This window comes from Geodermatophilus sp. FMUSA9-8 (genome assembly GCF_037034165.1).
GTDB classification, from domain to species: domain Bacteria; phylum Actinomycetota; class Actinomycetes; order Mycobacteriales; family Geodermatophilaceae; genus Geodermatophilus; species Geodermatophilus nigrescens.
In genome coordinates this window covers 480,039-500,930 of record NZ_JBAGKE010000003.1, presented here as the reverse complement: position 1 = coordinate 500,930, position 20,892 = coordinate 480,039, and the positions used below count along the sequence as shown (strand labels likewise).

Annotated in this window: 18 protein-coding genes; 9 read left to right on the top strand and 9 right to left on the bottom strand. The window is 74.0% G+C overall.

Features of this window, described 5'->3' with window-relative positions; genetic code table 11:
• Positions 1 to 32: 32 nt before the first annotated feature.
• Positions 33 to 575, bottom strand: a complete 543-nt coding sequence (locus tag WA616_RS09655; protein ID WP_073418795.1) for a DUF1003 domain-containing protein — start codon at positions 573 to 575, stop codon at positions 33 to 35.
• Positions 568 to 1,806 (bottom strand): magnesium transporter MgtE N-terminal domain-containing protein, encoded by a 1,239-nt coding sequence (locus WA616_RS09650; protein ID WP_073418796.1) that lies wholly within the window; start codon positions 1,804 to 1,806, stop codon positions 568 to 570. The genes WA616_RS09655 and WA616_RS09650 overlap by 8 nt, the downstream gene beginning before the upstream one ends.
• Before the next feature lie 25 nt (positions 1,807 to 1,831).
• On the opposite strand from WA616_RS09650, the gene WA616_RS09645 reads away from it, so the two are divergent.
• The 4 genes from WA616_RS09645 (at position 1,832) to WA616_RS09630 (ending at position 6,028) form a co-directional block, all read left to right on the top strand.
• Positions 1,832 to 2,695: a PhzF family phenazine biosynthesis protein gene (locus WA616_RS09645; protein ID WP_336029252.1), complete on the top strand. Its 864-nt coding sequence runs from the start codon at positions 1,832 to 1,834 to the stop codon at positions 2,693 to 2,695.
• Positions 2,692 to 3,627: a DMT family transporter gene (locus WA616_RS09640; protein ID WP_336029251.1), complete on the top strand. Its 936-nt coding sequence runs from the start codon at positions 2,692 to 2,694 to the stop codon at positions 3,625 to 3,627. Before WA616_RS09645 ends, WA616_RS09640 begins: the two co-directional genes overlap by 4 nt.
• Before the next feature lie 65 nt (positions 3,628 to 3,692).
• Positions 3,693 to 4,646 (top strand): HpcH/HpaI aldolase/citrate lyase family protein, encoded by a 954-nt coding sequence (locus WA616_RS09635; protein ID WP_336029249.1) that lies wholly within the window; start codon positions 3,693 to 3,695, stop codon positions 4,644 to 4,646.
• 185 nt (positions 4,647 to 4,831) lie between these two features.
• Positions 4,832 to 6,028 (top strand): acyl-CoA dehydrogenase family protein, encoded by a 1,197-nt coding sequence (locus WA616_RS09630; protein WP_073418799.1) that lies wholly within the window; start codon positions 4,832 to 4,834, stop codon positions 6,026 to 6,028.
• Positions 6,029 to 6,084: 56 nt separating this feature from the next.
• Here the strand turns inward: WA616_RS09630 and WA616_RS09625 are convergent, their stop codons facing one another.
• The 4 genes from WA616_RS09625 to WA616_RS09610 all read right to left on the bottom strand — a co-directional run bounded on the left by WA616_RS09625 (position 6,085) and on the right by WA616_RS09610 (position 9,228).
• Positions 6,085 to 6,876 carry an ABC transporter permease gene (locus tag WA616_RS09625; protein WP_336029247.1) on the bottom strand — a complete coding sequence of 264 codons (792 nt, stop codon included), beginning with the start codon at positions 6,874 to 6,876 and terminating at the stop codon, positions 6,085 to 6,087.
• On the bottom strand, positions 6,873 to 7,808 hold the full coding sequence (locus tag WA616_RS09620) for an ATP-binding cassette domain-containing protein (RefSeq protein ID WP_336029246.1): 936 nt from the start codon (positions 7,806 to 7,808) through the stop codon (positions 6,873 to 6,875). The genes WA616_RS09625 and WA616_RS09620 overlap by 4 nt, the downstream gene beginning before the upstream one ends.
• A 12-nt stretch (positions 7,809 to 7,820) precedes the next feature.
• Positions 7,821 to 8,612, bottom strand: coding sequence for a DUF4097 family beta strand repeat-containing protein (locus tag WA616_RS09615; RefSeq protein WP_336029245.1), 792 nt, complete (start codon positions 8,610 to 8,612; stop codon positions 7,821 to 7,823).
• 112 nt (positions 8,613 to 8,724) lie between these two features.
• The gene (locus tag WA616_RS09610; RefSeq protein ID WP_336029243.1) at positions 8,725 to 9,228 is read right to left on the bottom strand and encodes a ribbon-helix-helix protein, CopG family; all 504 of its coding nucleotides are present in this window, start codon (positions 9,226 to 9,228) and stop codon (positions 8,725 to 8,727) included.
• Between the two features lie 101 nt (positions 9,229 to 9,329).
• On the opposite strand from WA616_RS09610, the gene WA616_RS09605 reads away from it, so the two are divergent.
• From WA616_RS09605 to WA616_RS09590, 4 genes are all read left to right on the top strand, one after another.
• Entirely contained in the window at positions 9,330 to 10,265 is a 936-nt protein-coding gene (locus tag WA616_RS09605) for an NADP-dependent oxidoreductase (protein WP_336029240.1), read from the top strand.
• Between the two features lie 83 nt (positions 10,266 to 10,348).
• Complete coding sequence (locus tag WA616_RS09600) at positions 10,349 to 10,669, top strand: EthD family reductase (protein ID WP_336029239.1); 321 nt, start codon at positions 10,349 to 10,351, stop codon at positions 10,667 to 10,669.
• A complete protein-coding gene (locus tag WA616_RS09595) occupies positions 10,666 to 12,216 on the top strand; it encodes an acetolactate synthase large subunit (protein WP_336029238.1) in 1,551 nt (516 codons plus the stop codon). The genes WA616_RS09600 and WA616_RS09595 overlap by 4 nt, the downstream gene beginning before the upstream one ends.
• Before the next feature lie 76 nt (positions 12,217 to 12,292).
• Positions 12,293 to 15,001 carry a putative bifunctional diguanylate cyclase/phosphodiesterase gene (locus WA616_RS09590; protein WP_336029236.1) on the top strand — a complete coding sequence of 903 codons (2,709 nt, stop codon included), beginning with the start codon at positions 12,293 to 12,295 and terminating at the stop codon, positions 14,999 to 15,001.
• A gap of 18 nt (positions 15,002 to 15,019) precedes the next feature.
• Here the strand turns inward: WA616_RS09590 and WA616_RS09585 are convergent, their stop codons facing one another.
• Positions 15,020 to 15,754, bottom strand: coding sequence for a hypothetical protein (locus WA616_RS09585; RefSeq protein WP_336029233.1), 735 nt, complete (start codon positions 15,752 to 15,754; stop codon positions 15,020 to 15,022).
• 443 nt (positions 15,755 to 16,197) lie between these two features.
• Here WA616_RS09585 and WA616_RS09580 point away from each other — a divergent pair, with 443 nt between their 5' ends.
• Entirely contained in the window at positions 16,198 to 16,674 is a 477-nt protein-coding gene (locus tag WA616_RS09580) for a hypothetical protein (protein ID WP_336029231.1), read from the top strand.
• Positions 16,675 to 17,212: 538 nt separating this feature from the next.
• Here the strand turns inward: WA616_RS09580 and WA616_RS09575 are convergent.
• Together WA616_RS09575 and WA616_RS09570 are read right to left on the bottom strand one after the other, a co-directional pair.
• Positions 17,213 to 18,400: an McrC family protein gene (locus WA616_RS09575; RefSeq protein ID WP_336029229.1), complete on the bottom strand. Its 1,188-nt coding sequence runs from the start codon at positions 18,398 to 18,400 to the stop codon at positions 17,213 to 17,215.
• Between the two features lie 55 nt (positions 18,401 to 18,455).
• Positions 18,456 to 20,726 carry an AAA family ATPase gene (locus WA616_RS09570; RefSeq protein ID WP_336029227.1) on the bottom strand — a complete coding sequence of 757 codons (2,271 nt, stop codon included), beginning with the start codon at positions 20,724 to 20,726 and terminating at the stop codon, positions 18,456 to 18,458.
• Between the last annotated feature and the right edge of the window lie 166 nt (positions 20,727 to 20,892).

Sequence of the window (20,892 nt, the reverse complement as noted above, 5' to 3'; positions counted from 1 at the left end):
AGTGTGCCGCGGGGGTACGACGGCGCGGGCGCTCAGCCGACCGACTCGCGCCGCTCCCGCTCGGCGCGCTCGGCCTGCTTGCGGCGCTTCTTCTCCTTCTTCTCCGCCTCGTCCGGCTCCTCGGGGACCAGCCGGGACAGCTCCCCGCGGATGAAGTCGCGGGTGGCCACCTCGCCGATCGCGACGCGCAGCGCGGCCAGCTCGCGGGCGACGTACTCGGTGTCGGCGCGGGTCTGCGCGGCGCGGGCGCGGTCCTCCTCGGCCTGCACGCGGTCGCGGTCGGCCTGCCGGTTCTGCGCCAGCAGGATCAGTGGTGCGGCGTAGGCGGCCTGGGTGGAGAACGCCAGGTTCAGCAGGATGAAGGGGTAGGGGTCCCAGCGCAGCCGGACGGCGAACACGTTCAGCGCGATCCAGAGGACCACGATGATCGTCTGGACGGCGAGGAAGCGGCCGGTGCCGAGGAACCGGGCGATGCCCTCGGCGAACCGGCCGACGGCGTCGGGGTCCAGCCGCAGGTAGCTGCCCAGGCTCCGGGCGGAGCCGCGGGGGACGTCGAGCCGGCGGCCGTCAGCCACGGCGGGCCCGCTCGCGCCAGTCCTCGGGCAGCAGGTGGTCGAGGACGTCGTCGACGCTGACCGCGCCCACGAGCCGGCCGCGGTCGTCGACCACCGGGGCGGCGACCAGGTTGTACGTGGCGAAGTAGCGGGTGACCTCGGTCAGCGGCGCCTCCGGCCGCAGCGGCTCGAGGTCGTCGAGCACGCCGCTGACCAGCGTCGACGGCGGCTCGCGCAGCAGGCGCTGGATGTGCGCCAGCCCGAGGTAGCGCCCGGTGGGGGTGGCCGACGGCGGCCGGCACACGTACACCTGGCTGGCCAGCGACGGCGTCAGCTCCGGCTCGCGCACCCGGGCCAGCGCCTCGGCGATCGTGGCGTCGGGCGCCAGGATCACCGGCTCGCTGGTCATGATGCCGCCGGCGGTGTCCTCCGAGTACTGCAGCAGCTGGCGCACCGGCTCGGCCTCGTCGGGCTCCATGAGCTCGAGCAGCCGGTTGCGGTCGACGTTGGACAGCTCCGACAGCAGGTCGGCGGCGTCGTCGGGGTCCATCTCCTCGAGCACGTCGGCGGCCCGTGTCTCCGCCAGGGAGGCGAGGATGCCCATCTGGGTGGCCTCGGGCAGCTCGCCGAGGACGTCGGCCAGCCGCTGGTCGTCGAGCGCCTCGGCCACCTCGTGCCGGCGCTTCTCCGGCAGGTCCTGCAGGGCGTGCGCGAGGTCGGCGGCGTTGAGCTCGCGGTAGGTGGCGATGAGCGTCTCCGCGCCCTGCCCGGTCTCCGGCAGCGCCAGCCCGGCCACCTCGGCCCAGGCCAGCTGGTGCAGCTGCCCGCGCCGGCCGAGCCGGCCCGGCTCCTGCACGGCGAGCCGGGTCACCTGCCACTCGCCGGTGCGGGTCTGCTCGACCGCCGCGTCGACGACGGTGGCGGGGCGCTGCGACTCGCGGAGGGTGACCGTGCGGTCGAGCAGCTCGCCGAGGACCAGCGTCTCGCCGCGCCGCTGCTCGAAGCGCTTGAGGTTCAGCGTGCCCGAGGCGAGCACGACCGCGCCGGGGTCGATGCTGGTCACCCGGCCCATCGGCACGAAGATCCGGCGGCGGGCGACCACCTCGACGACCACGCCGAGCGCGCGGGGGCAGGCGGTGCCCACCCGCAGCGCCACGACGACGTCGCGCAGCCGCCCGACCCGGTCGCCGTTGGGGTCGAAGACGGGCAGTCCGGCGAGCCGGGAGACGTACGCCCTGCTCACCGTGGTCACGGGTGCCGAGGCTACCGTCGGGCCCGTGGCGAGCCCCGTGAGCGTCGAGTACGAGGTCGTCGACGTGTTCGCGCCGCGGGCGTTCGCGGGCAACCCGCTCGCCGTCGTCCTGGACGCCGACGACCTGACGACGGCGCAGTGCCAGGCGCTGGCGAACGAGTTCGCCCTGTCGGAGACGTCGTTCCTGTGCCGGCCCACGGAGACCGGCGCCTCCTACCGGGTCCGCATCTTCACGCCGTACGCCGAGCTGCCCTTCGCCGGGCACCCGAGCGTCGGCGCCGCGCACACGCTGGTGCGCCTCGGCCGGCTGGGGGCCGGGACGCTGCACCAGGAGTGCGGCGCCGGCGTGCTGCCGATCGAGGTCACCGGCGACGGCGCGACGCTGACCGGCGGCCGCCCCACGCTGGAGGACGGGCCCGACGCCGGCGCGCTGGCCGAGGCGATGGGCCTGTCGGCCGCCGACGTCGCCGGGCCGCCCGCGTCGGTCGCCGGCTGCGGCCTGCCCTTCGCCCACCTCGCCGTGCGCCCCGGAGTCGTCGACCGGGCGGTCCCCGACCCCGCCCGGCTCGACCGGCTCGGCACGGGCGAGGGCGTCTCGGTGCTGTCGTGGGACGGCGCCACCGCGTACGCCCGCGTGTTCGCCCGCGACCTGCGCTGGGGCGAGGACCCGGCCACCGGCTCCGCGGCCCTCGGCCTCGGCGTCTGGCTGACGGCGGCCGGGCTGGTCGCGCCGGAGGGGACGTCGTCCTACACCGTGCGCCAGGGCGAGGCCATGGGCCGGCCCTCGGTGCTCGGGTGCACGGTCACCGCCGCGGGCGGGCGGGCGACGTCGGCCACCGTGTCCGGCGCGGTGGTGCCGGTGGCGTCCGGCCGCATCCGCGTCCCGTGAGCTCCGGCCAGGCCACCGCGGCCCCCTCGCCGTGGGCGGTGCGCCGCCCCGGCACCCGCGACGTCGGGCTCATGGCGGTCGCCGTCGTCGGCGTCTCGTTCTCCGGCCCGCTGACCGCGCTGGTGACGACGTCGTTCCTGGCCATCGCGTTCTGGCGCAACGCCGCCGGTGCCGCGCTGCTGCTGCCGGTGCTCCTGGGCCGGGAGCGCGCCACGCTGACCGGCCTGCGCCCGCGGGACCTGACGACGTCGGTGGTGGCCGGGCTCTTCCTCGCCGCGCACTTCGCCGCCTGGCTGCCGAGCCTGTCGATGACCACGGTCGCCGCGTCCACGGCGCTGGTGACGACGACGCCGATCTGGACGGCGCTCGCCGCGCGGGTCTCCGGTGTCCGGCTGCCCGCGCAGGTGTGGGCGGGGCTCGCGCTGGCCGTCGTCGGGGCCGCGCTGATCGCCGGGGTCGACGTCGCGGTGAGCCTGGAGGCGCTGGCCGGCGACGGGCTGGCCCTGCTCGGCGCGATCTGCGCGGGCGGCTACATGCTCGCCGGCGCGCGGGCCCGCACCCGGCTCGCGACGTCGGCCTACTCCGTCGTCTGCTACTCCACCTGCGCCGCGGTGCTCGCCGTCGCGGCGTGGGTGACCACCACCCCGCTCGCCGGGTTCAGCGCCCGCGACTGGTGGCTGATCGCCGCGATCACCGTGTGCGCGCAGATCCTCGGGCACACGCTGCTCAACCTGGTGCTCTCCAGCGTCGGGCCGACCGTCGTCGGGCTGGCCGTGCTGCTGGAGGTGCCCGGCGCGCTGCTCGTCGCCCTGGTGCTGCTCGGGCAGACGCCGCCGCTGCTGGCGCTGCCCGGCATGGTCGCCGTCGTCGCCGGGGTGGCGCTGGTGATCCGCGCCGGGCGGCCGCAGACGCCGGTCGAGCCGGTCGGCTGAGCCCTCCGGAGGGCGCTGGCTACCCTCCGGTAACCCGTCATCGACACGCATCCAGCGGAGGCACCGTGGCCGAGCTCCGATCCCGTCGTTCCAACCTCGCCGTCCCGGGCAGCAACCCGCGCTTCCTGGAGAAGGCCAAGGGCCTGCCGGCCGACCAGGTCTTCCTCGACCTCGAGGACGCCTGCGCGCCGCTGGCCAAGCCGGGCGCGCGCAAGAACATCGTCGCGGCGCTGAACGAGGGCGGCTGGGGCGAGAAGATCCGCACGGTCCGGGTCAACGACTGGACGACGGAGTGGACCTACCGCGACGTCATCGAGGTGGTCGAGGGCGCCGGGGCGAACCTGGACTGCATCATGCTGCCGAAGGTCGTCGACGCCTCCCAGGTCGCGGCGCTGGACTTCCTGCTCACGCAGATCGAGAAGGCCAACGGCCTGGAGGTCGGCCGGATCGGCATCGAGGCGCAGATCGAGACCGCGCAGGGCCTGATCAACGTCAACGACATCGCCTTCGCCAGCCCGCGGATCGAGACGATCATCTTCGGCCCGGCCGACTTCATGGCGTCGATCAACATGAAGTCCCTGGTGGTGGGCGCCCTGCACCCCGACTACCCGGGCGACCCGTTCCACTACATCCTCATGCAGATCCTCATGGCCGCCCGCGCCCGCGGCGTGCAGGCCATCGACGGGCCCTTCCTGCAGGTGCGCGATGTCGACGCCTTCCGCGAGGTCGCCAAGCGCTCGGCGGTGCTCGGCTTCGACGGCAAGTGGGTGCTGCACCCCGGCCAGATCGACGCCGCCAACGAGATCTACGCGCCGTCGCAGGAGGACTACGACCACGCCGAGCTGATCCTCGACGCCTACGACTGGTACACGTCCGAGGCCGGCGGGAAGAAGGGCTCGGCCATGCTCGGCGACGAGATGATCGACGAGGCCAGCCGCAAGATGGCGCTGGTCATCGCGGGCAAGGGCCGCGCGGCCGGGATGTCCCGCACGTCGTCGTTCACCCCGCCGGAGGACTGAGGACCTCACGAGGCATAGGAAGCCATCCCCACGTCATGAGGCCCGAGACGTGGGGATTGCTTCCTATGCCTGTCGCGCCCAGAACTGACCGGCCCAGAGGTGACCGGGGACACGGCGACGGGTGCGGGGCGCTCGCCCCATACTCGCCGGTAGCACACGGACACCGGAGTCCCCGAGGAGCAGACGTGGCCCGACTGGCGCAGACCGCCGACCTGACCGACATCCAGCGCGAGATCCTGTCGACGGTCCGCAGCTTCGTCGACAAGGAGATCATCCCGCACGCGCAGGAGCTCGAGCACGGCGACGTCTACCCGCAGGAGATCGTCGACGGGCTCAAGGAGCTCGGCATCTTCGGGCTGATGATCCCCGAGGAGTACGGCGGCCTCGGCGAGTCGCTGCTGACCTACGCGCTGGTGGTCGAGGAGATCGCCCGCGGCTGGATGAGCGTCTCCGGCGTCATCAACACGCACTTCATCGTCGCCTACATGATCCGCCAGCACGGCACGCAGGAGCAGAAGGAGCACTTCCTCCCGCGCATGGCCACCGGCGAGGTCCGCGGCGCGTTCTCGATGTCCGAGCCGGGTCTGGGCTCCGACGTCGCCGGCATCCGCACCAAGGCGGTGCAGGACGGCGACTCCTACGTCATCGACGGCCAGAAGATGTGGCTGACGAACGGCGGGTCCTCCACGCTGGTCGCCGCGCTGGTGCGCACCGACCTGGGCGCCGACAAGCCGCACCAGAACCTCACGACGTTCCTGGTGGAGAAGCCGGCCGGCTTCGGCACCGTCGCCCCGGGCCTGACCATCCCCGGCAAGATCGACAAGATGGGCTACAAGGGCGTCGACACCACCGAGCTGGTGTTCGACGGCTACCGCATCGGCGCGGACATGATCCTCGGCGGGCAGCCCGGCCGCGGCTTCGCGCAGATGATGGACGGCGTCGAGGTGGGCCGCGTGAACGTCGCCGCCCGCGCCTGCGGCATCTCCATCCGCGCCTTCGAGCTGGCCGTCGAGTACGCCCAGCAGCGGGAGACCTTCGGCAAGCCGATCGTGCAGCACCAGGCGATCGCGTTCCAGCTCGCCGAGATGGCCACCAAGGTCGAGGCCGCCCACCTGATGATGGTCAACGCCGCCCGGCTGAAGGACGCCGGCCAGCGCAACGACGTCGAGGCCGGCATGGCCAAGCTGATCGCCAGCGAGTACTGCGCCGAGGTGACCACCCAGTCGTTCCGCATCCACGGCGGGTACGGCTACTCCAAGGAGTACGAGATCGAGCGGCTCATGCGCGAGGCGCCGTTCCTGCTCATCGGCGAGGGCACGAGCGAGATCCAGAAGACGATCATCAGCCGCGGCCTGCTCAAGGAGTACGGCCTCAAGCGGTAGGGCGCACACGCAGAGCGGCCCGGGACCCGATCAGAGGTCCCGGGCCGCTCGCGCGTTCAGCGGGCCGGACGCCGCTCGTAGTTGCGGACCGCCCACAGGTAGCCGACCAGCGCGATGCCGGCGCACCAGGCCACCGCCACCCACCCGCTCGAGCCGATCGCGGTGCCGGTGAGCAGGCCGCGCAGCGTCTCGATCACCGGGGTGAACGGCTGGTTCTCGGCGAACCAGCGCAGCGCCCCCGGCATCGACTCGACCGGCACGAAGCCGCTGCCGAAGAAGGGCAGCAGCATCAGCGGCATCGGGACGTTGCTGGCCGCCTCGACCGTCTGCGTCCACAGGCCCATGGCGACCGACAGCCAGGACAGCGCGATGCTGACCAGCGTCAGCAGGCCGGCTGCCGCCAGCCACTCCACCGGGTTCGCGTCCGGCCGAAAGCCCACGAGCAGGGCGACGGCGACGACGACGGCCAGCCCGACCAGGGTCTGCAGCACCGCCCCGACGACGTGCCCGGTGAGCACCGCGGCCCGGGCGATCGACATGGTGCGGAAGCGGGCGATGATCCCCTCGGTCATGTCCATGGCGATCGCGATCGCCGTCCCCTGCGCCCCGCCGGTGATGGCCAGCACGAGGATCCCGGGCACGACGTAGGCGACGTACTCGGCCCGCCCGCCCGAGGGGCCGCCCAGCCCGGCGCCGAGCGTGCCGCCGAAGACGTAGACGAACAGCAGCAGGAAGACGATCGGCATCGCGGCGACGATGACGGTGAGCCCGGGGTAGCGCAGGGCCCGCACGAGGTTGCGCCGCAGCATCGTCACGGAGTCGGTCACGGTCAGGGCCAGCGTGGTCACGCGGGCACCTCCTCGGCAGCCGGCCGGCCGGTCAGGGCCAGGAAGACGTCGTCCAGGTCGGGGGTGTGCACGGTCAGGGCGGCGACGTCCACGCGGGCGTCGTCCAGGCGGGCGAGCAGGGCGCGCAGCTCGGCGACGCCGCCGTCGCCGGGCACCTCGAGCACCAGGCCGTCCGCGGCCGGGACGCCGAGCGCGCGGGCGGCCTCGCGGACGGTGGCCGCGTCGCCGAACTGCAGGCGCACGTGCCCGCCGGGGACCAGCCGCTTGAGCTCGTCGGCGGTGCCCTCGGCCACCAGCCGGCCGGAGTCCAGGACGCCGATCCGGTCGGCGAGCTGGTCGGCCTCCTCCAGGTACTGCGTGGTGAGCAGGATCGTGACTCCGTCGGCGACCAGGCCGCGGACGGCGTCCCACATGGCCCGGCGGCTGCGCGGGTCCAGGCCGGTGGTCGGCTCGTCGAGGAAGACCACCCGGGGGCGGCCCATGAGCCCCATGGCGAGGTCCAGGCGTCGCCGCATGCCACCGGAGTACGTGGACGGCACCTGCCCGGCGGCGTCGACCAGGTCGAACCGCTCGAGGAGCTCGGCCGCCCGCCGGCGGCCCTCCTGCCGGCCGAGGTGGTGCAGGTCGGCCATGAGCCGCAGGTTCTCCGCGCCGGTGAGCAGGGCGTCGACGGCGGAGAACTGGCCGGTCAGGGCGATCGCGGCCCGCACCGCGCGGGGCTCGCGGGCGAGGTCGTGCCCGGCCACCCGCACTTCGCCGCCGTCGGCGGGGGTGAGCGTGGACAGGACGTCGACGGTGGTGGTCTTGCCGGCGCCGTTGGGGCCGAGCAGGGCGTGGACGGTGCCCTCGGGCACGGTCAGGTCGAGGCTGTCGAGGACGACCTGCGGGCCGAAGGACTTGCGCAGCCCGCGGACGGAGATCGCGTCGGTCACGTCGTCCTCCCCTCAGGCCCGGCGGACGAGGACGTCGCCGTAGGACGTGCGGGCGTGGATCTCGACGGTCTCGCCGGCGCCCTCGGGTCCCTCGGTCTCGGTGAGCAGGTTGCGGACGCGGCCGGCGCCGGAGGAGACGTCGAGCCAGGCCGCGGTCCCCTCCGGGATCCCGGCCTCGATCTCGCCGTAGGCGGTCTCGAGCACCAGGGAGCCGCGGACGGCCTGGCCGACCCGCACCTGGCCGTACCTGGTGCTCCCGGTGAGCGACCCGAGGACGCGGTCGACGGTGACGTCGCCGTAGCCGGTCTCCAGCCGGGCCGGGCCTGCGGTCTCGCCGACGCGCACGTCGCCGTAGGAGGTGGACGCCTCCACCTCGCCGTCGACGGCGCCCGCGGTGATGGTGCCGCTGGAGCTGTGGGCGCGCAGGCGGCCGGCCCGGTCGAGCCGGACGCTGCCGTGCTTGCACTCGAGGTCGGCGGCGCCGAGCCGGCCGGTGCAGGTGACGTCCCCGGCGGTCACCCGGACGCCGAGCGAGGAGCCGGCGGGCAGGACGACGTCGACCTCGACCTCCGGGCCGGAGCCGAAGAACAGCAGGCGGGGCCGGGCGGCCGACCGCACGAGCAGCTCGCCGTCGCGGAAGGTGACCTGGGTGGCCTCGGCGGCGGCGACGTCGGCGGAGCTGGCCGCGTTCTGCGGCCGGACGGTGACGGTGGTGTCGTGCCGGTCGTCGGCGCGGACGTGCACGGCGCCGTACACGACGTCGATGCGGGCCGAGATCGGCCCGGGGGTGTCGAACGTGGGCATGGCTGCGCCCTCCTCGGGGCAGGGGAGATCGCCCCCGGACCGGTCGGCCGGGGTCGCGGTGCGCTGTGCGGGCGGTGCGCTGTGGAGCGGTGCGGTGGTGCGCTGGGCGGTGCTAGCGGGCCCAGCCGGTGAACTGCGAGCCGGCGGAGCGGCGGCCGCGCCGGGCGTCGGGGGAGGGGCGCGGGGCGGGCTCGACCGCGTTCGCGACGGCCCGGACGAGCCAGGTGTTCACCGAGACGCCGAGCCGGGCGGCCGCCTCGTCGACGCGGGCCTTGAGCTGCTCGGGCAGGCGCAGGGTGATGCGGACGGTCTCGCCCTCCTCCACCCCGGGCGCGGGCTCCGCCGCGGCGGCCGGCTCGTGCGCCTCGGGCGCTGGGGGAGGGGTGACGGCGAAGCCGATGTCGCCGCCGCGCAGCCGCACGTCGACCGAGCCGGGGGCGAGCTGGGCGGTGACCTCCTCGGCCGCCACCGACAGCGCGCTGAGCAGGGCCAGCCGGACCGACGACTCCAGCGGCGCGGCGAGGCGCTCGGCGAGGGCCTGCGCCTCCTCGCCCCCCGGTGCGGCGGCCAGCGCGAGCTCCCGGCGGAGCTGCTCGACGAACGGCGTGAGGTCCATGACGTCATACTGACACCACCGTGACGTCACACGCAACCACCGTGACGTCACGACCTCCCGCGGGTCGGCGCACGGCCCCGGCCGGCCGTAGGTTCGCGGTCATGCGCGCTGTCGGGGTGGCCGAGTTCGGAGGGCCCCGCGCCCTCGCCGTCGTGGACGTCCCGGGCGAGCCGCTGGGCCCCGGGCAGGTGCGGCTGCGCGTGCGGGCCACCGCGGTCAGCCCCACCGACACCCACCTGCGCGAGGGCGCCTACGCGAGCCGCGACCCGGTCAAGACGCCGCCGTGGGTGCCGGGCATGGACGCCGCCGGCGAGGTGGTGGAGGTCGGCGACGGCGTCGACCGGGTGGCCGTCGGCGACGCGGTGATGGCGATCGTCGTGCCCACCGGCGCGCACGGCGGCTACCGCGAGGACCTCGTCCTGCCCCAGGGCTCGGTGGCGCGCGTGCCGGCCGGGGCCGACGCGGTCGCCGCCTGCACCCTGCCCATGAACGCCCTGACCGCGCGGCTGGCCCTCGACCACATGGCGCTGCCGCCGGGCTCGGTGGTGGCGGTGACCGGCGCGGCGGGCGCGTTCGGCGGCTACGTCGTCCAGCTGGCGAAGGCCGACGGGCACACCGTCGTGGCCGACGCCTCCGAGGCCGACGAGCAGCTCGTGCGCGACCTCGGCGCCGACGTCGTCGTCCGCCGCGGGGACGACGTCGCGCAGCGGATCCGGGCGGAGTTCCCCGACGGCGTCGACGGCCTGGCCGACGGGTCGGTGCAGGACGCCGCCGTGCTGCCCGCGGTCCGCGACGGCGGGAAGGTGGCCACCGTGCGCGGCTACCGCGGCGACGGGTCGGGCCGGGTGGAGGTGTTCCCGACGCGGGTGCGCGACTACGCCGAGAACGGCGCCGCGCTGGACCGGCTGCGCGAGCAGGTGGAGTCCGGCGTGCTCACCCTGCGCGTCGCGCGCACCTTCGCCCCGGAGGAGGCGCCCGAGGCCCACGAGGCGCTCGCCCGCGGCGGCGTGCGCGGCCGCCTGGTGATCACCTTCTGAGGTCGCGCCGAGCCGCCCGTCCCTGCCAGGGTGGGGGAGTCCCGGGGCAGCGGTGCCCCGGGCCGACCGCGGAGGTGGCGCAGATGGTGCACAGGCTCGTCGTCAGCTACGGGCAGCCGGAGGACCCGGCGGCGTTCGACGCCTACTACCGGGACACCCACACCCCGCTCGCGGTGCAGATGCCGGGCCTGGTGCGGCTGACCACCGGCAAGCCGACGTCGATGGACCCGTCGCAGCCCGCGCCCTACCTCGTGGCCGAGCTCGACTTCGACTCCGAGCAGGCCATGGGCGCCGCCTTCGCCTCCGACGAGGGGAAGGCGACGGCGAAGGACGTGCCGAAGTTCGCCAGCGGCGGCGCCACGATGACCCACTTCGAGGTCACCGAGGTCCACGTCTCCCGGTGAACGGCGCCCAGGCACTGATCCGCACGCTCGTCGACGCCGGGGTCGACGTCTGCTTCGCCAACCCCGGCACGTCGGAGATGCACTTCGTCGCCGCCCTCGACGACGTCCCGCAGATGCGCGGCGTCCTCACCCTCTTCGAGGGGGTGGCCACCGGGGCGGCCGACGGGTGGGCGCGGATGACCGGCCGCCCGGCCGCCACGCTGCTGCACCTCGGCCCCGGCATGGGCAACGGGCTGGCCAACCTGCACAACGCCCGTCGCGGCCGGACGCCGATGGTCAACGTCGTCGGCGACCACGGCACCTCGCACAAGCGCCTGGACGCGCCGCTGGAGAGCGACATCGACTCCCTCGCCGGCACGGTGTCCGGCTGGGTGCGCCGCTCGCTGTCGCCGGCCGACCTCGCCGCCGACGCCGCGGACGCCGTCGCCGCGGCCGCCCGCGGGCAGATCGCCACGCTGGTGCTGCCGGCCGACGTGTCGTGGTCCGAGGGCGCCGAGGTGGCCACCCCCGTGCCGGCCCGCCCGCGCCCGCGGGTCGCCGCGTCGGTCGTCGGCGAGGTGGCCGGGGTGATGGGCGCCGGCGAGCCGACGGTGCTGCTGCTCGGCGGCGACGTCGTCGCGAGCGAGGCCGGGCTGCTGGCCGCCGCGCGGGTGGCCGCGGGCACCGGCGCGCGGCTGATGGCCGAGACGTTCCCGCCGCGGATGCTGCGCGGTGCCGGTCTCCCGGACATCGGCAAGCTGCCCTACCCGCCGGAGGTGGCGATCAAGGCGCTGGCCGGTACCCGGCACCTGGTGCTGGCCGGGGCGACGTCGCCGGTGCACTTCTTCGCCTACCCGGGCGTGCCGCCCACCCCGGTGCCCGACGACTGCACGGTGCACGTGCTGTCGGCTCCGGGGGAGGACGGCGTCGCCGCGCTCGAGGAGCTCGCCGCGCAGGTGGCCGGCGGCGCCGAGCCGGCGCTGCTGGAGGCCTCCCGCCCGGAGGTGCCCGAGGGCAGGCTCACGCCGCGGGGGGTCTCCGCGGTGGTCGGCGCGGTGCTGCCGGAGCGGGCGATCGTCGTGGACGAGGCGATCACGTCGGGCATCGGCATCGCCGAGCTGACCTCCGGGGCGCCGCGGCACGACTGGCTGGCGCTGACCGGCGGGGCGATCGGCGACGGGCTGCCCATGGCCGTCGGCGCGGCGGTGGCCTGCCCCGACCGGCCGGTGCTCGTGCTGCAGGCCGACGGCAGCGCCATGTACACGCTGCAGGCGCTGTGGACGATGGCCCGCGAGCAGCTCGACGTCACGGTGCTGCTCTACGACAACGCGTCCTACGCGATCCTGCAGGGCGAGCTGTCGCGCGTGGGCGCCACCGGCGGCGGGGAGCGGGCCGGGCAGCTGCTCGACCTCGGCGGCCCGGCGCTGGACTTCGTCGCGCTGGCCACCGGCATGGGCGTGCCCGCCACCCGGGCGGAGACGACCGACGAGCTGGCCGGCCAGCTGCGCACCGCGCTGCGCGAGCCCGGTCCGCACCTGGTGCAGGCGGTGCTGCGGCAGGGCGGCTGACCCCCGGCTCACCCCCTCGGGGGAACGCGGGGGACATCCGTTCCAGACAGTTCCGTTCCGGGCCGATGCAGCGTCCGTGAGCACGATCAGCGTCCGCCCCGGCCCGACGGTCCCTCCGGCGCTCCTGCGCCGCGGGGCCGTCGGCGCCGCCGCCGTCGTGGTCGCCCTCCTCCTCGGGATCCTGGCCTCCTGGTCGGGCACCCCGGCCGGCACGGGGCTGTACTTCGCCCTCATCTGGCTGACCGTCGGGGGCGCGTGGCTGGGGGTCCGGCGGGGGCAGTGGCGGCCGCCCGCCGTGTGCATCGCGCTGGGCGTCACGCTGTCCGCGGTCGGCGACGTGCTGTGGGAGCTGCAGGACGCGGGTGCCGACGTCGGCCCGGCCGACGCCGTGTACCTCGCGAGCTACGTGTCGCTCGGGATCGGGCTGGCGCTCCTGGCCCGCAGCGCCACGCACGTCCGCGACCAGCGTCTCGCGGCGTGGATCGACGCCGCCGTCGTCTTCTTCGCCGTGCTGCTCGTCGTGTGGGAGCTGTCGATCGTCTCGACCGTGAACGACGAGTCGCTCGACCTGGTCTCCCGTGTCGTCCTCGCGCTCTACCCGGCCATGGACGCCGCCCTGATCGGCCTCGTCGTCCGGCTGCTCGCCGCCCGCCGCCAGGGGGAGTGGGCGCCGCTGGCCGTCGCCGCCGCGTGCGCGTGCTGGCTGTTCTCCGACCTCGCCTACCTGCTGGTCGCCGACGCCGACGCCGACAGCTTCGGCTCCCTGCTCGACGCCGGCTGGGTGCTCGGCAGCCTGCTGCTGGCCATCGCCGCGCAGCCCCAGACCGGCGGCCCCGACGGGTCCCTCGCCTCGCGGCAGCGGTCGGCGCTCACCCGGCTCGCCGTCGCGCTCGGCGCCCTCGTGGTGCCGCCGGCCGTGGAGCTCCTCCGGGACGTCACCGGCGGCGCGGAGGCGTCCGGCTCGGTCTTCGTCAGCATGGTGGTCCTGGTCGCCCTGCTGTTCGTGCGCTGCTCGTTCATCCTGCGCGGCGAGGCGACGGCACGGTCGCTGCTCGCCTCCCGCGAGCGGTACGCCGCCAAGCTGACCGCGCACTCGTCCGACGCCGTCCTCGTAGTGGCCCGCGACGGGCGGCTGCTCAACGACGGCGCTCCGCTCGCCGCGCTGCTGGGCACTGCCGCCACCCCGCTGGCGACCAGCGGCGAGGCGGTCGCGCTGGCCGGCGTGGACCCGCAGCTCGCCGCCGACCTGTTCGCGCGGGCCCTGGTCGCCGAGGGCGCGACGGTCGACGCGGAGATCCCCGTCCGGCACCGCGGTGAGGACCGCTGGATCAGCGTCCGGCTGACCGACCTCTCCCGCGACCCCGACGTCGGCGGCGTCGTCGTGCACGTCACCGACGTGACCGGCCGCCGTCGCGCCGAGGACGCGCTGGCCCACTCCGTGCTGCACGACGGGCTCACCGGCCTGGCCAACCGCACGCTGTTCGCCGACCGCGTCGGCCAGGCGCTGCTGCGCACCGTGCGCGGCGGGGGCTCGGCCGCGGTCGTCTCGGTCGACGTCGACGGGTTCAAGGCGGTCAACGACGGCCTCGGCCACGCGGCCGGCGACGCGCTGCTGCGCGAGGTGGCGGCCCGGCTGCGCGCCGCGGTGCGCGCCGACGACACCGTCGCCCGCATCGGCGGCGACGAGTTCGCCGTGCTCGTCGAGCAGACCGGCGACGACGAGGCCGTGACGACCGCGACCCGGGTGCGCGAGGTGCTCGCCGCCCCGATGACCCTCTCCGGCACGCCCGTGACGGTGACCGCCAGCGTCGGCGTGGCCGTGGGCCGTGGCGACGTGGGCGCGGAGTCGCTCATCGGCGACGCCGACCTGGCGCTGTACGCGGCCAAGCTCGACGGCCGCGACCGGATGAAGACCTTCAGCCCGTGCATGCGGGCGCAGGCCCGCGAGGCGCGGGAGCTCGAGCAGGAGCTGCGCGGCGCGCTCGACGGCGGCCAGTTCCGGCTCGTCTACCAGCCCGTCGTCGGCCTGGGCGACCGCCGGGTGACCGGCTTCGAGGCCCTGCTGCGCTGGGACAGCCCGCGGCTGGGTCCGGTCGGCCCCGACCGGTTCGTGCCGGTGGCCGAGGCCGCCGGGCTGATGGACGCGATCGGCTCCTGGGTGCTGCGGGAGGCGTGCGCGACGGCCGCGACCTGGCTGCGTGACCACCCTCGTGCCGGGGAGTTCTCGATGGCGGTCAACGTGTCGGCCACCCAGCTGGGCTCACCGGACCTCGTCGCCTCCATCGCCGCGGCGCTGGCCGAGAGCGGCCTGCCCGCGCGGTGCCTGGTGCTCGAGGTGACCGAGACGGCCCTGGTCGGCGACCCGGAGCGGGCGGCGGCGTGCCTGGCGGCGCTGCGGGCGCTGGGCGTGCGGCTGGCGCTGGACGACTTCGGCACCGGCTACTCGTCGCTGGCGCACCTGCGGCAGTTCACCGTGGACGTGCTCAAGATCGACCGCTCGTTCGTGAGCGGCATCGCCGAGGGCGAGCCGCTGCCGGCGATCGTGCGCGGCACCATCGACCTGGGCCGCACGCTGGGCCTGAAGGTGCTGGCCGAGGGCGTGGAGCACGAGCACCAGGCCCGGCTGCTGGCCGACTGCTGCTGCGACACCGCGCAGGGCTACCTGTTCGCGAAGCCGCTGGAGCGCACCGACGCCGAGGCGCTGCTGCTGGAGCAGGCGGCGGTGCGCCGGCCGCAGGTGCCGGCGCCGCGGTCGCGGGTGGGACAGGCGGTGCGCCCGGCCTGACCGGCCGGGCGCACCGGCTCAGCCGACGCGCTCGAGGTCGGCGTGGCGGGCCGGCGGGCCTTCCGCCCGCGGTGCCGGCAGCGAGCGCACCTCCGCCGAGACCTCCGCTCGGGAGAGCCGGACACGGACGACGGTGAAGCCGAGCATGCGCTGGAAGTGACGGAGCCCGTTGGTGAGCTCGTGCGGGGAGCGTCCGTCGAACAGGTGGCGCACGCCGCGGGCGGAGAGGGTCTCCACGACCGCCTGGGTCAGCAGGTACCGCGCGTCACTGTGCTGAGGCCCGTCGCCGAGGGCGATGAAGAGCCGCAGTTGGGCCCACCGGCCGTCATGGGGCGTCACGGACAGCACGAGGGGGGTGCCCTCGGCATCCTCCGCCACGGCCCACAGACCCGAGCCGACCATGTGGCTGTGGTCGGAGTCGACCTGGCGGTAGCGCCTGTCCCGCTTCTGCGGCAGGTGGTCGTCGAGGCGCCGGGCCAGGGCGGCCTGCTCGTCCTCGTCGGTCACCTCGCGCCAGCCGACGCCGGCCTTCGCGGCGGCCCGCACCTTCCGGCGCAGGGTCTGGCGGGACCGACCGAGGCTGTAGTCGGCCGGCACCTCCGGGACCTCGAGGACACACACCCCCGTGCTGGAGAGCCGGAGACCGAGGGCGGTCCGGCGGGAGAGGTCGGCGGCGAGCAGCCTGCCCTCCGGCCGTCCGGACAGGGCAGCCTCGAGGACGGGTAGCGCCCGGACGTCCCGGACCGCACGCACGAGCGCTCGTGGGTCCCGCAGGACCTGCAGGCGTGGACGCTCGGCGCCGACGACCCGCTCCCAGAAGGCGGACAACCTCTCGGCGGCCTCCGTCGATCCGCCGTCGGACATCGTGTCCCGCCGCGACATGCTGCTCCCTCTCCGTCCCCCTGCCCGGTGCGGTTCCGCCACCGGGTGCCCGCAACGGGAGTTGCCGGGCCGGACGCATTCTGTGCTCCTGGCCGGAGACCGGGAAGGCCTGCGCTGTTCAGGGCGGGGACGACCCACCGTGCGGGTGACCCCGGGGCCTCGAGAGAGGCCGGACGGGTCACCCGGGTGGGTGGCCGGCGGCCCGGCGGGGTCACGCACTGTCCACAGATCGGTGGAGCGACCTGCCGCGGAACGGCGGCGTCTCCCTATGGTCCCGGCGTCCGCACGGGGGCGGACCGGGAACGGGGGTGTGCGTGCCGACTGCGACGAGCGCGCTCGACGTCGTCGACGGCGAGGTGCGCGAGCTGATCCGCCGCCGCGGCCTCGACCCGTTCACCGACCCCGGGCCGGTGCGGGTCCTGGTGCGCGACGTGGTGGCCGACTACTCCGAGCGGTCGCTGACCTCGGCGCTGCCGCCGATCGGCGACGCCGACTCGGTGGTGCGCGACGTGCTCGACCGGGTGGCCGGCTACGGGCCGCTGCAGCGCTGGCTGGACGACCCGGAGGTCGAGGAGATCTGGGTCAACGAGCCGGGCCGGGTGTTCGTCGCCCGCCGCGGCCGGTCGGAGCTGACGACGACGATCCTGGGCGCCGGCGAGCTGGCCGACCTGGTCGAGCGGATGCTGCGCACCTCGGGCCGGCGCATCGACATGAGCCAGCCCTTCGTCGACGCGATGCTCCCCGACGGCTCGCGGCTGCACGTCGTCATCCCCGACATGATTGACGGGTGAGCGGCCTACCTGCCCAGACCACTTCAGCTAGGGGCGTGACCTGCGTTTATGGGTAAGTGAGGCGGTTGGCTCCCGTTGGTCCAATACGGGCATCCTGCGGACTTTCTGCGGACTCGGTGCGGACTCCGAGCAGGTGCTGGCGCGGCCGTGCCCGAAGCTTGGCCAGCCTGCGCGGGTCCCTGCGCGGACCGCGCGGGATGTCCGGGCGTCCAGGCCCTCGGCTTGTGACGGCCCGCTGCTAAGGCGTAGGCGAGCGGCAGCACTGACGGGCTGGCCCGACCTGTGGATAGCCGCCGCAGCCGCCGCAGCCGTCTGCTTGGCTGGTCGTGCTGGTCGGGTGTATCCACCCCTGCGGGCGAACTCCTCATGGCGTGGGAGCCCCGTGCCGTCAGGGCGAAGGAGCCCGGCCAGCCCTGCGCTCGATCAGTGGCTCTGCGAACTTGAGGGGACAGAAGGACCCTTAATCGACCCTGCTGCTGCCCCCCGGCGTCGGGCCGCTCCAGTCCGCTGCCTGTTCTTGACTGGGGCTCGACAGTCCTCACGCTTCAGACGCCCCTGGGCCTGGCTTGCGGTCATTCCCCAGGTGCGAGCGAAAAGTCTTGAAGTCTTGGACGTCGCCCACCGTTGCGGCGATTTGCTTTATCTGTCGGAGGAGACTGTCGGGTGCCTGGGCGAGGTCGAGGACGTGCTGCACGATCTCCACGCCTTTGCCGCGGATGACGTGCCGCCGTTCGGTCTCCCCGGATCCCTTCGCGTAGACGAGGTGTCCGACCGGCAGGTCCAGGGCGGTGCAGTAGGCCAACAGCTGGTAGAGGTCGGCCTGCGGGAAGCCGGCGGGCTTCTCTGCCTTGTACTTGGCGTCGATGACCCCGCGGGGGGCGCCTGCTGCCGACGTCCAAACGAGGTCCGGTTTCATCCTCACGGAGTCCGCTTCATCAAGCCAGGTAGGCGCTTGCCGCTGCGTCCGACCCCCGCGCCGCTCGATCTCCTCGCCGAGCGCCACGGTCACGAAGTCCTCGAACAGCTGCGGCATGTTGACCAGGAAGCCATCGACCTGCAGCACACCCGGAGACAGCTCCATGGAGGTAGCGCGCAGCACCATCTCCGACAGTCGCACCGCGGCGTGGTAGCGGGCGTTGAGCCGTGTCGGCAGCCAGGTCGGCAGCGGCCGGCCAGCCGCTGCCGGAGTGACTCCGTCGAGGCGGCCGGCAACACGGAGGAGCCCGTGCCGGACTTCACGCGACAGCCGTGGCAGGCGTTGCAGGCGACGCGTAGCGGTAAGCAGCAACTGGTTCTCGGCGATGTCGACCGTGAACTCGTCGAAGCGCACCTCCAAGGGCACGGGGAAGCCGTAGCGCCGGCGGAGCTGGTCGGACTCCCGGATGCGCCCACGGAGCACGGGGAGGCTGGCCTCCACTTCGCGGTATCCGTGCAGCACACCTTCGCGGAGCGCGCGGTCGGCCTGGCGCACGAAGGCCTCAGCGACGGCCGGCAACAGGTCCGGCTCCTCTGCGAGGGGGACGTGGGTGTCCTGCCACCTCTTGCCCGACAGCGCGTACCCGAGGAGGAACAGCAGCCGGTCGATCGCCACCTTGGGCCTGATCCACACCTCGATACCGGCGACCACCGCGACCCCGACCAGGTTGGCAGGCCGCACGAGGTAGGCGTCGCCGTGCAGTAGGCGCTCGACGGTAACGACGCCTGACGCCGACAGCGTCTCCGCCACTGGGCCTGGGAGCTGGACTTCCTGGGCGTCTCCCAGTTCCACGAGTTCCAGGCGCTCAGGAGTCAATGGCGTCTCCCGGCTCTGCCGGGGGTTCGCTCTGGCCTTCTTCGTCGGTGTGCTGGCCCGCCACGGCGGTGCGGAGGCCAGGTAGGCCATACCGTCGATTGACGTCCACGCCGTCCCCGTAGTGGTGCTCCTCCAGCAGCGGCAGGATCGCCGTGCGCCATGCCCGCTCCAGACCGCCCTCCTGGTGCGCCGCAGGACGCATGAGATAGGACGGCCCGACCTTGAACTCGGGGTCGGTGATCCGCCGATTCAGCTCGGTGAGCAGCCGCGCCGCCTCGTCCTTCCTGCCCTCACGCTCCAGCCAGCGGCTGAGCAGGGAGCGGATCGGTTCCTCCTCCGGGTGCAGGGACAGGAAGTTGAAGCGTCGCCGCATCGCGGCGTCGACCAAAGCGATGGACCGGTCGGCGGTGTTCATAGTCCCGATGACGAGCACGTTCGGCGGCAGCGCGAAGGCCTTGTCATCCCCTGAGGCGTAGAGGAGCTCGATGGCCTCGTCCCGGTACTCGAGCAGGAAGTAGAGCTCCCCGAAGATCCGGGCGAGGTTGCCGCGGTTCATCTCGTCGATGATGAGAACGAACGGCTGTTCCGGGTGCTGGAGCGCCTGGTCGACTACCCGTCGCAGCGGCCCCGGCCGGAGCCTGAATCCCACCGTCCCAGCCTCGCCTGCACCGGGGCGGTAGCCCTCGAAGAAGTCCTCGTAGCTGTAGGCGGGATGGAACTGCACGAGTGTTGTGCCCTCGGTGCCGGCGAGGTGGCGGGCCAGCTTCTGGGCCAGGTATGTCTTGCCGGTGCCGGGTGGGCCGTAGAGGACGAGCTGCGGCCGGTCGCGCAGCAGCTCCACGCACTCCTGCAGCCAGGAGCGCGGAATCAGCAGCTCGTCGGCCAGGTCGTCGGTCACGTCGGGCAAGACGAACGTCGCCACGGGGGCGGCCGCCTCGTTGCGGTCGACGAGCCCCTCCAGCTCGGATAGCTGGGCCGTGAGGTCGAGCAGCTCGTGCGGGCTCTGCAGCTTCGCGCTGAGTGTGGCCGGTAGGTCGGCGAAGTCGACGCCCTGCCCGGCGTTATCCCACCTGACCGGCCTGCGGAGCCTCGACAGCACCTCCGCGGACCGGTACTCGGCGTCCCCGTCCACCTCACCGACATAGAGAGCGCCCTTGTCGGTGGTGGCCACGAGGTCGCCAGGCTGCATGCGCGTGAGGAACGCGTGAAATTCGTCGACCTTCTGGTCGCGCTGGCTGTACGAGACGTGCCCGTAACTGTCATCGACGAGGCGCTTGAGCTGCTCATGAGCCGTCCCGCCATCGACCGGTGGCAGGTGGGTGGCGGCGAGGCTGATCCAGCCCTCCGCCAGCCAGGACGGGACGAGGCTCGTGCCCTGAATGCTCGCTCCCCGGACCAGCCACGCCCTCCGGGGCGGGGCCGGTGCGGTGGCGCTCTCGCTCTGTGGTTGCGGCAGCCACTGTTGGCCGTACGGCGGCTGGTACCAGTCGAACGGCTCGCCGGTCGCCTGCTCGAAGTGGTCGCGCAGCGTCAGCAGGTCCCGGTCCAGGTCGCCGGTTGGTGCGACGACGTCCGCGAATGCCGACCGGATTCTCCGCTTGTGCTGGTCGTTGATGATCGGTTCGAAGACGTCGGGGAACGCGAGGTAGGCGAGGGCGTGCCGCTGCCCGGCCGGCTTGGAGCCGGGTGTCGACTGGAGCAGGTCCCGGAACGCCCAGGGGTCGCAGGCCAGTCGCTGGCGCTCCGCTGCGGGCAGCTCCGTCCAGGCACGGACGAAGGAGATGAGGACCCCGAACTGGTTCCAGACCTGGACCTTATAGCCCATGCCGCCGTTGAAGACGCCGCTGCTGAGAGTCGCGTCAAGGTGAGGCGGCACCGCAACGGGCTCGGCCATCATCGAGAGCGGACGCCGGATGCGATCCCGCTTGGTGTCCACTTTCAGGTCGCCAAGCGGCAGGACCGACAGGTACTGCAGCTCTGCGGCGAGCTGGAGCGCGGCCGGCGAGCAACCGGCCAGCTGACTCCGCAGCTTCTCCAGGAAGCTCCCTGGGCCGAGGTCGGGCTTGTCCACGAAGGCCCGTTCGAGTTCGGCGGCGGCCTCAGAGGTCCACAACGGCGAGCCGGGGGTGAAGGCGGAGTCGCCGTCCACCAGCCCGAGCTTCAGCACGGTGGCTGCAGCCTCCTGCACCTTCTCCTCACCGCGCTGATTGCGGTTGCCGTGCTCGCGTCGTGGCCGTTCCCCGATGCACTTCGTGGCCATCCGTGCCTCCCCGTTTCACTCCCGCGGTGGCCCGAGTCTTGCCTGCGCGTGGGGCTCGTGCACACAGCGGCCAGTGAAGAGGAGCAGGACGCCCAGGAGGTGACATCTACGGCGACGCCGGGCAGGCCTCTCACGTCGAGGATGCTCACGGCGACGATTCAGGGCC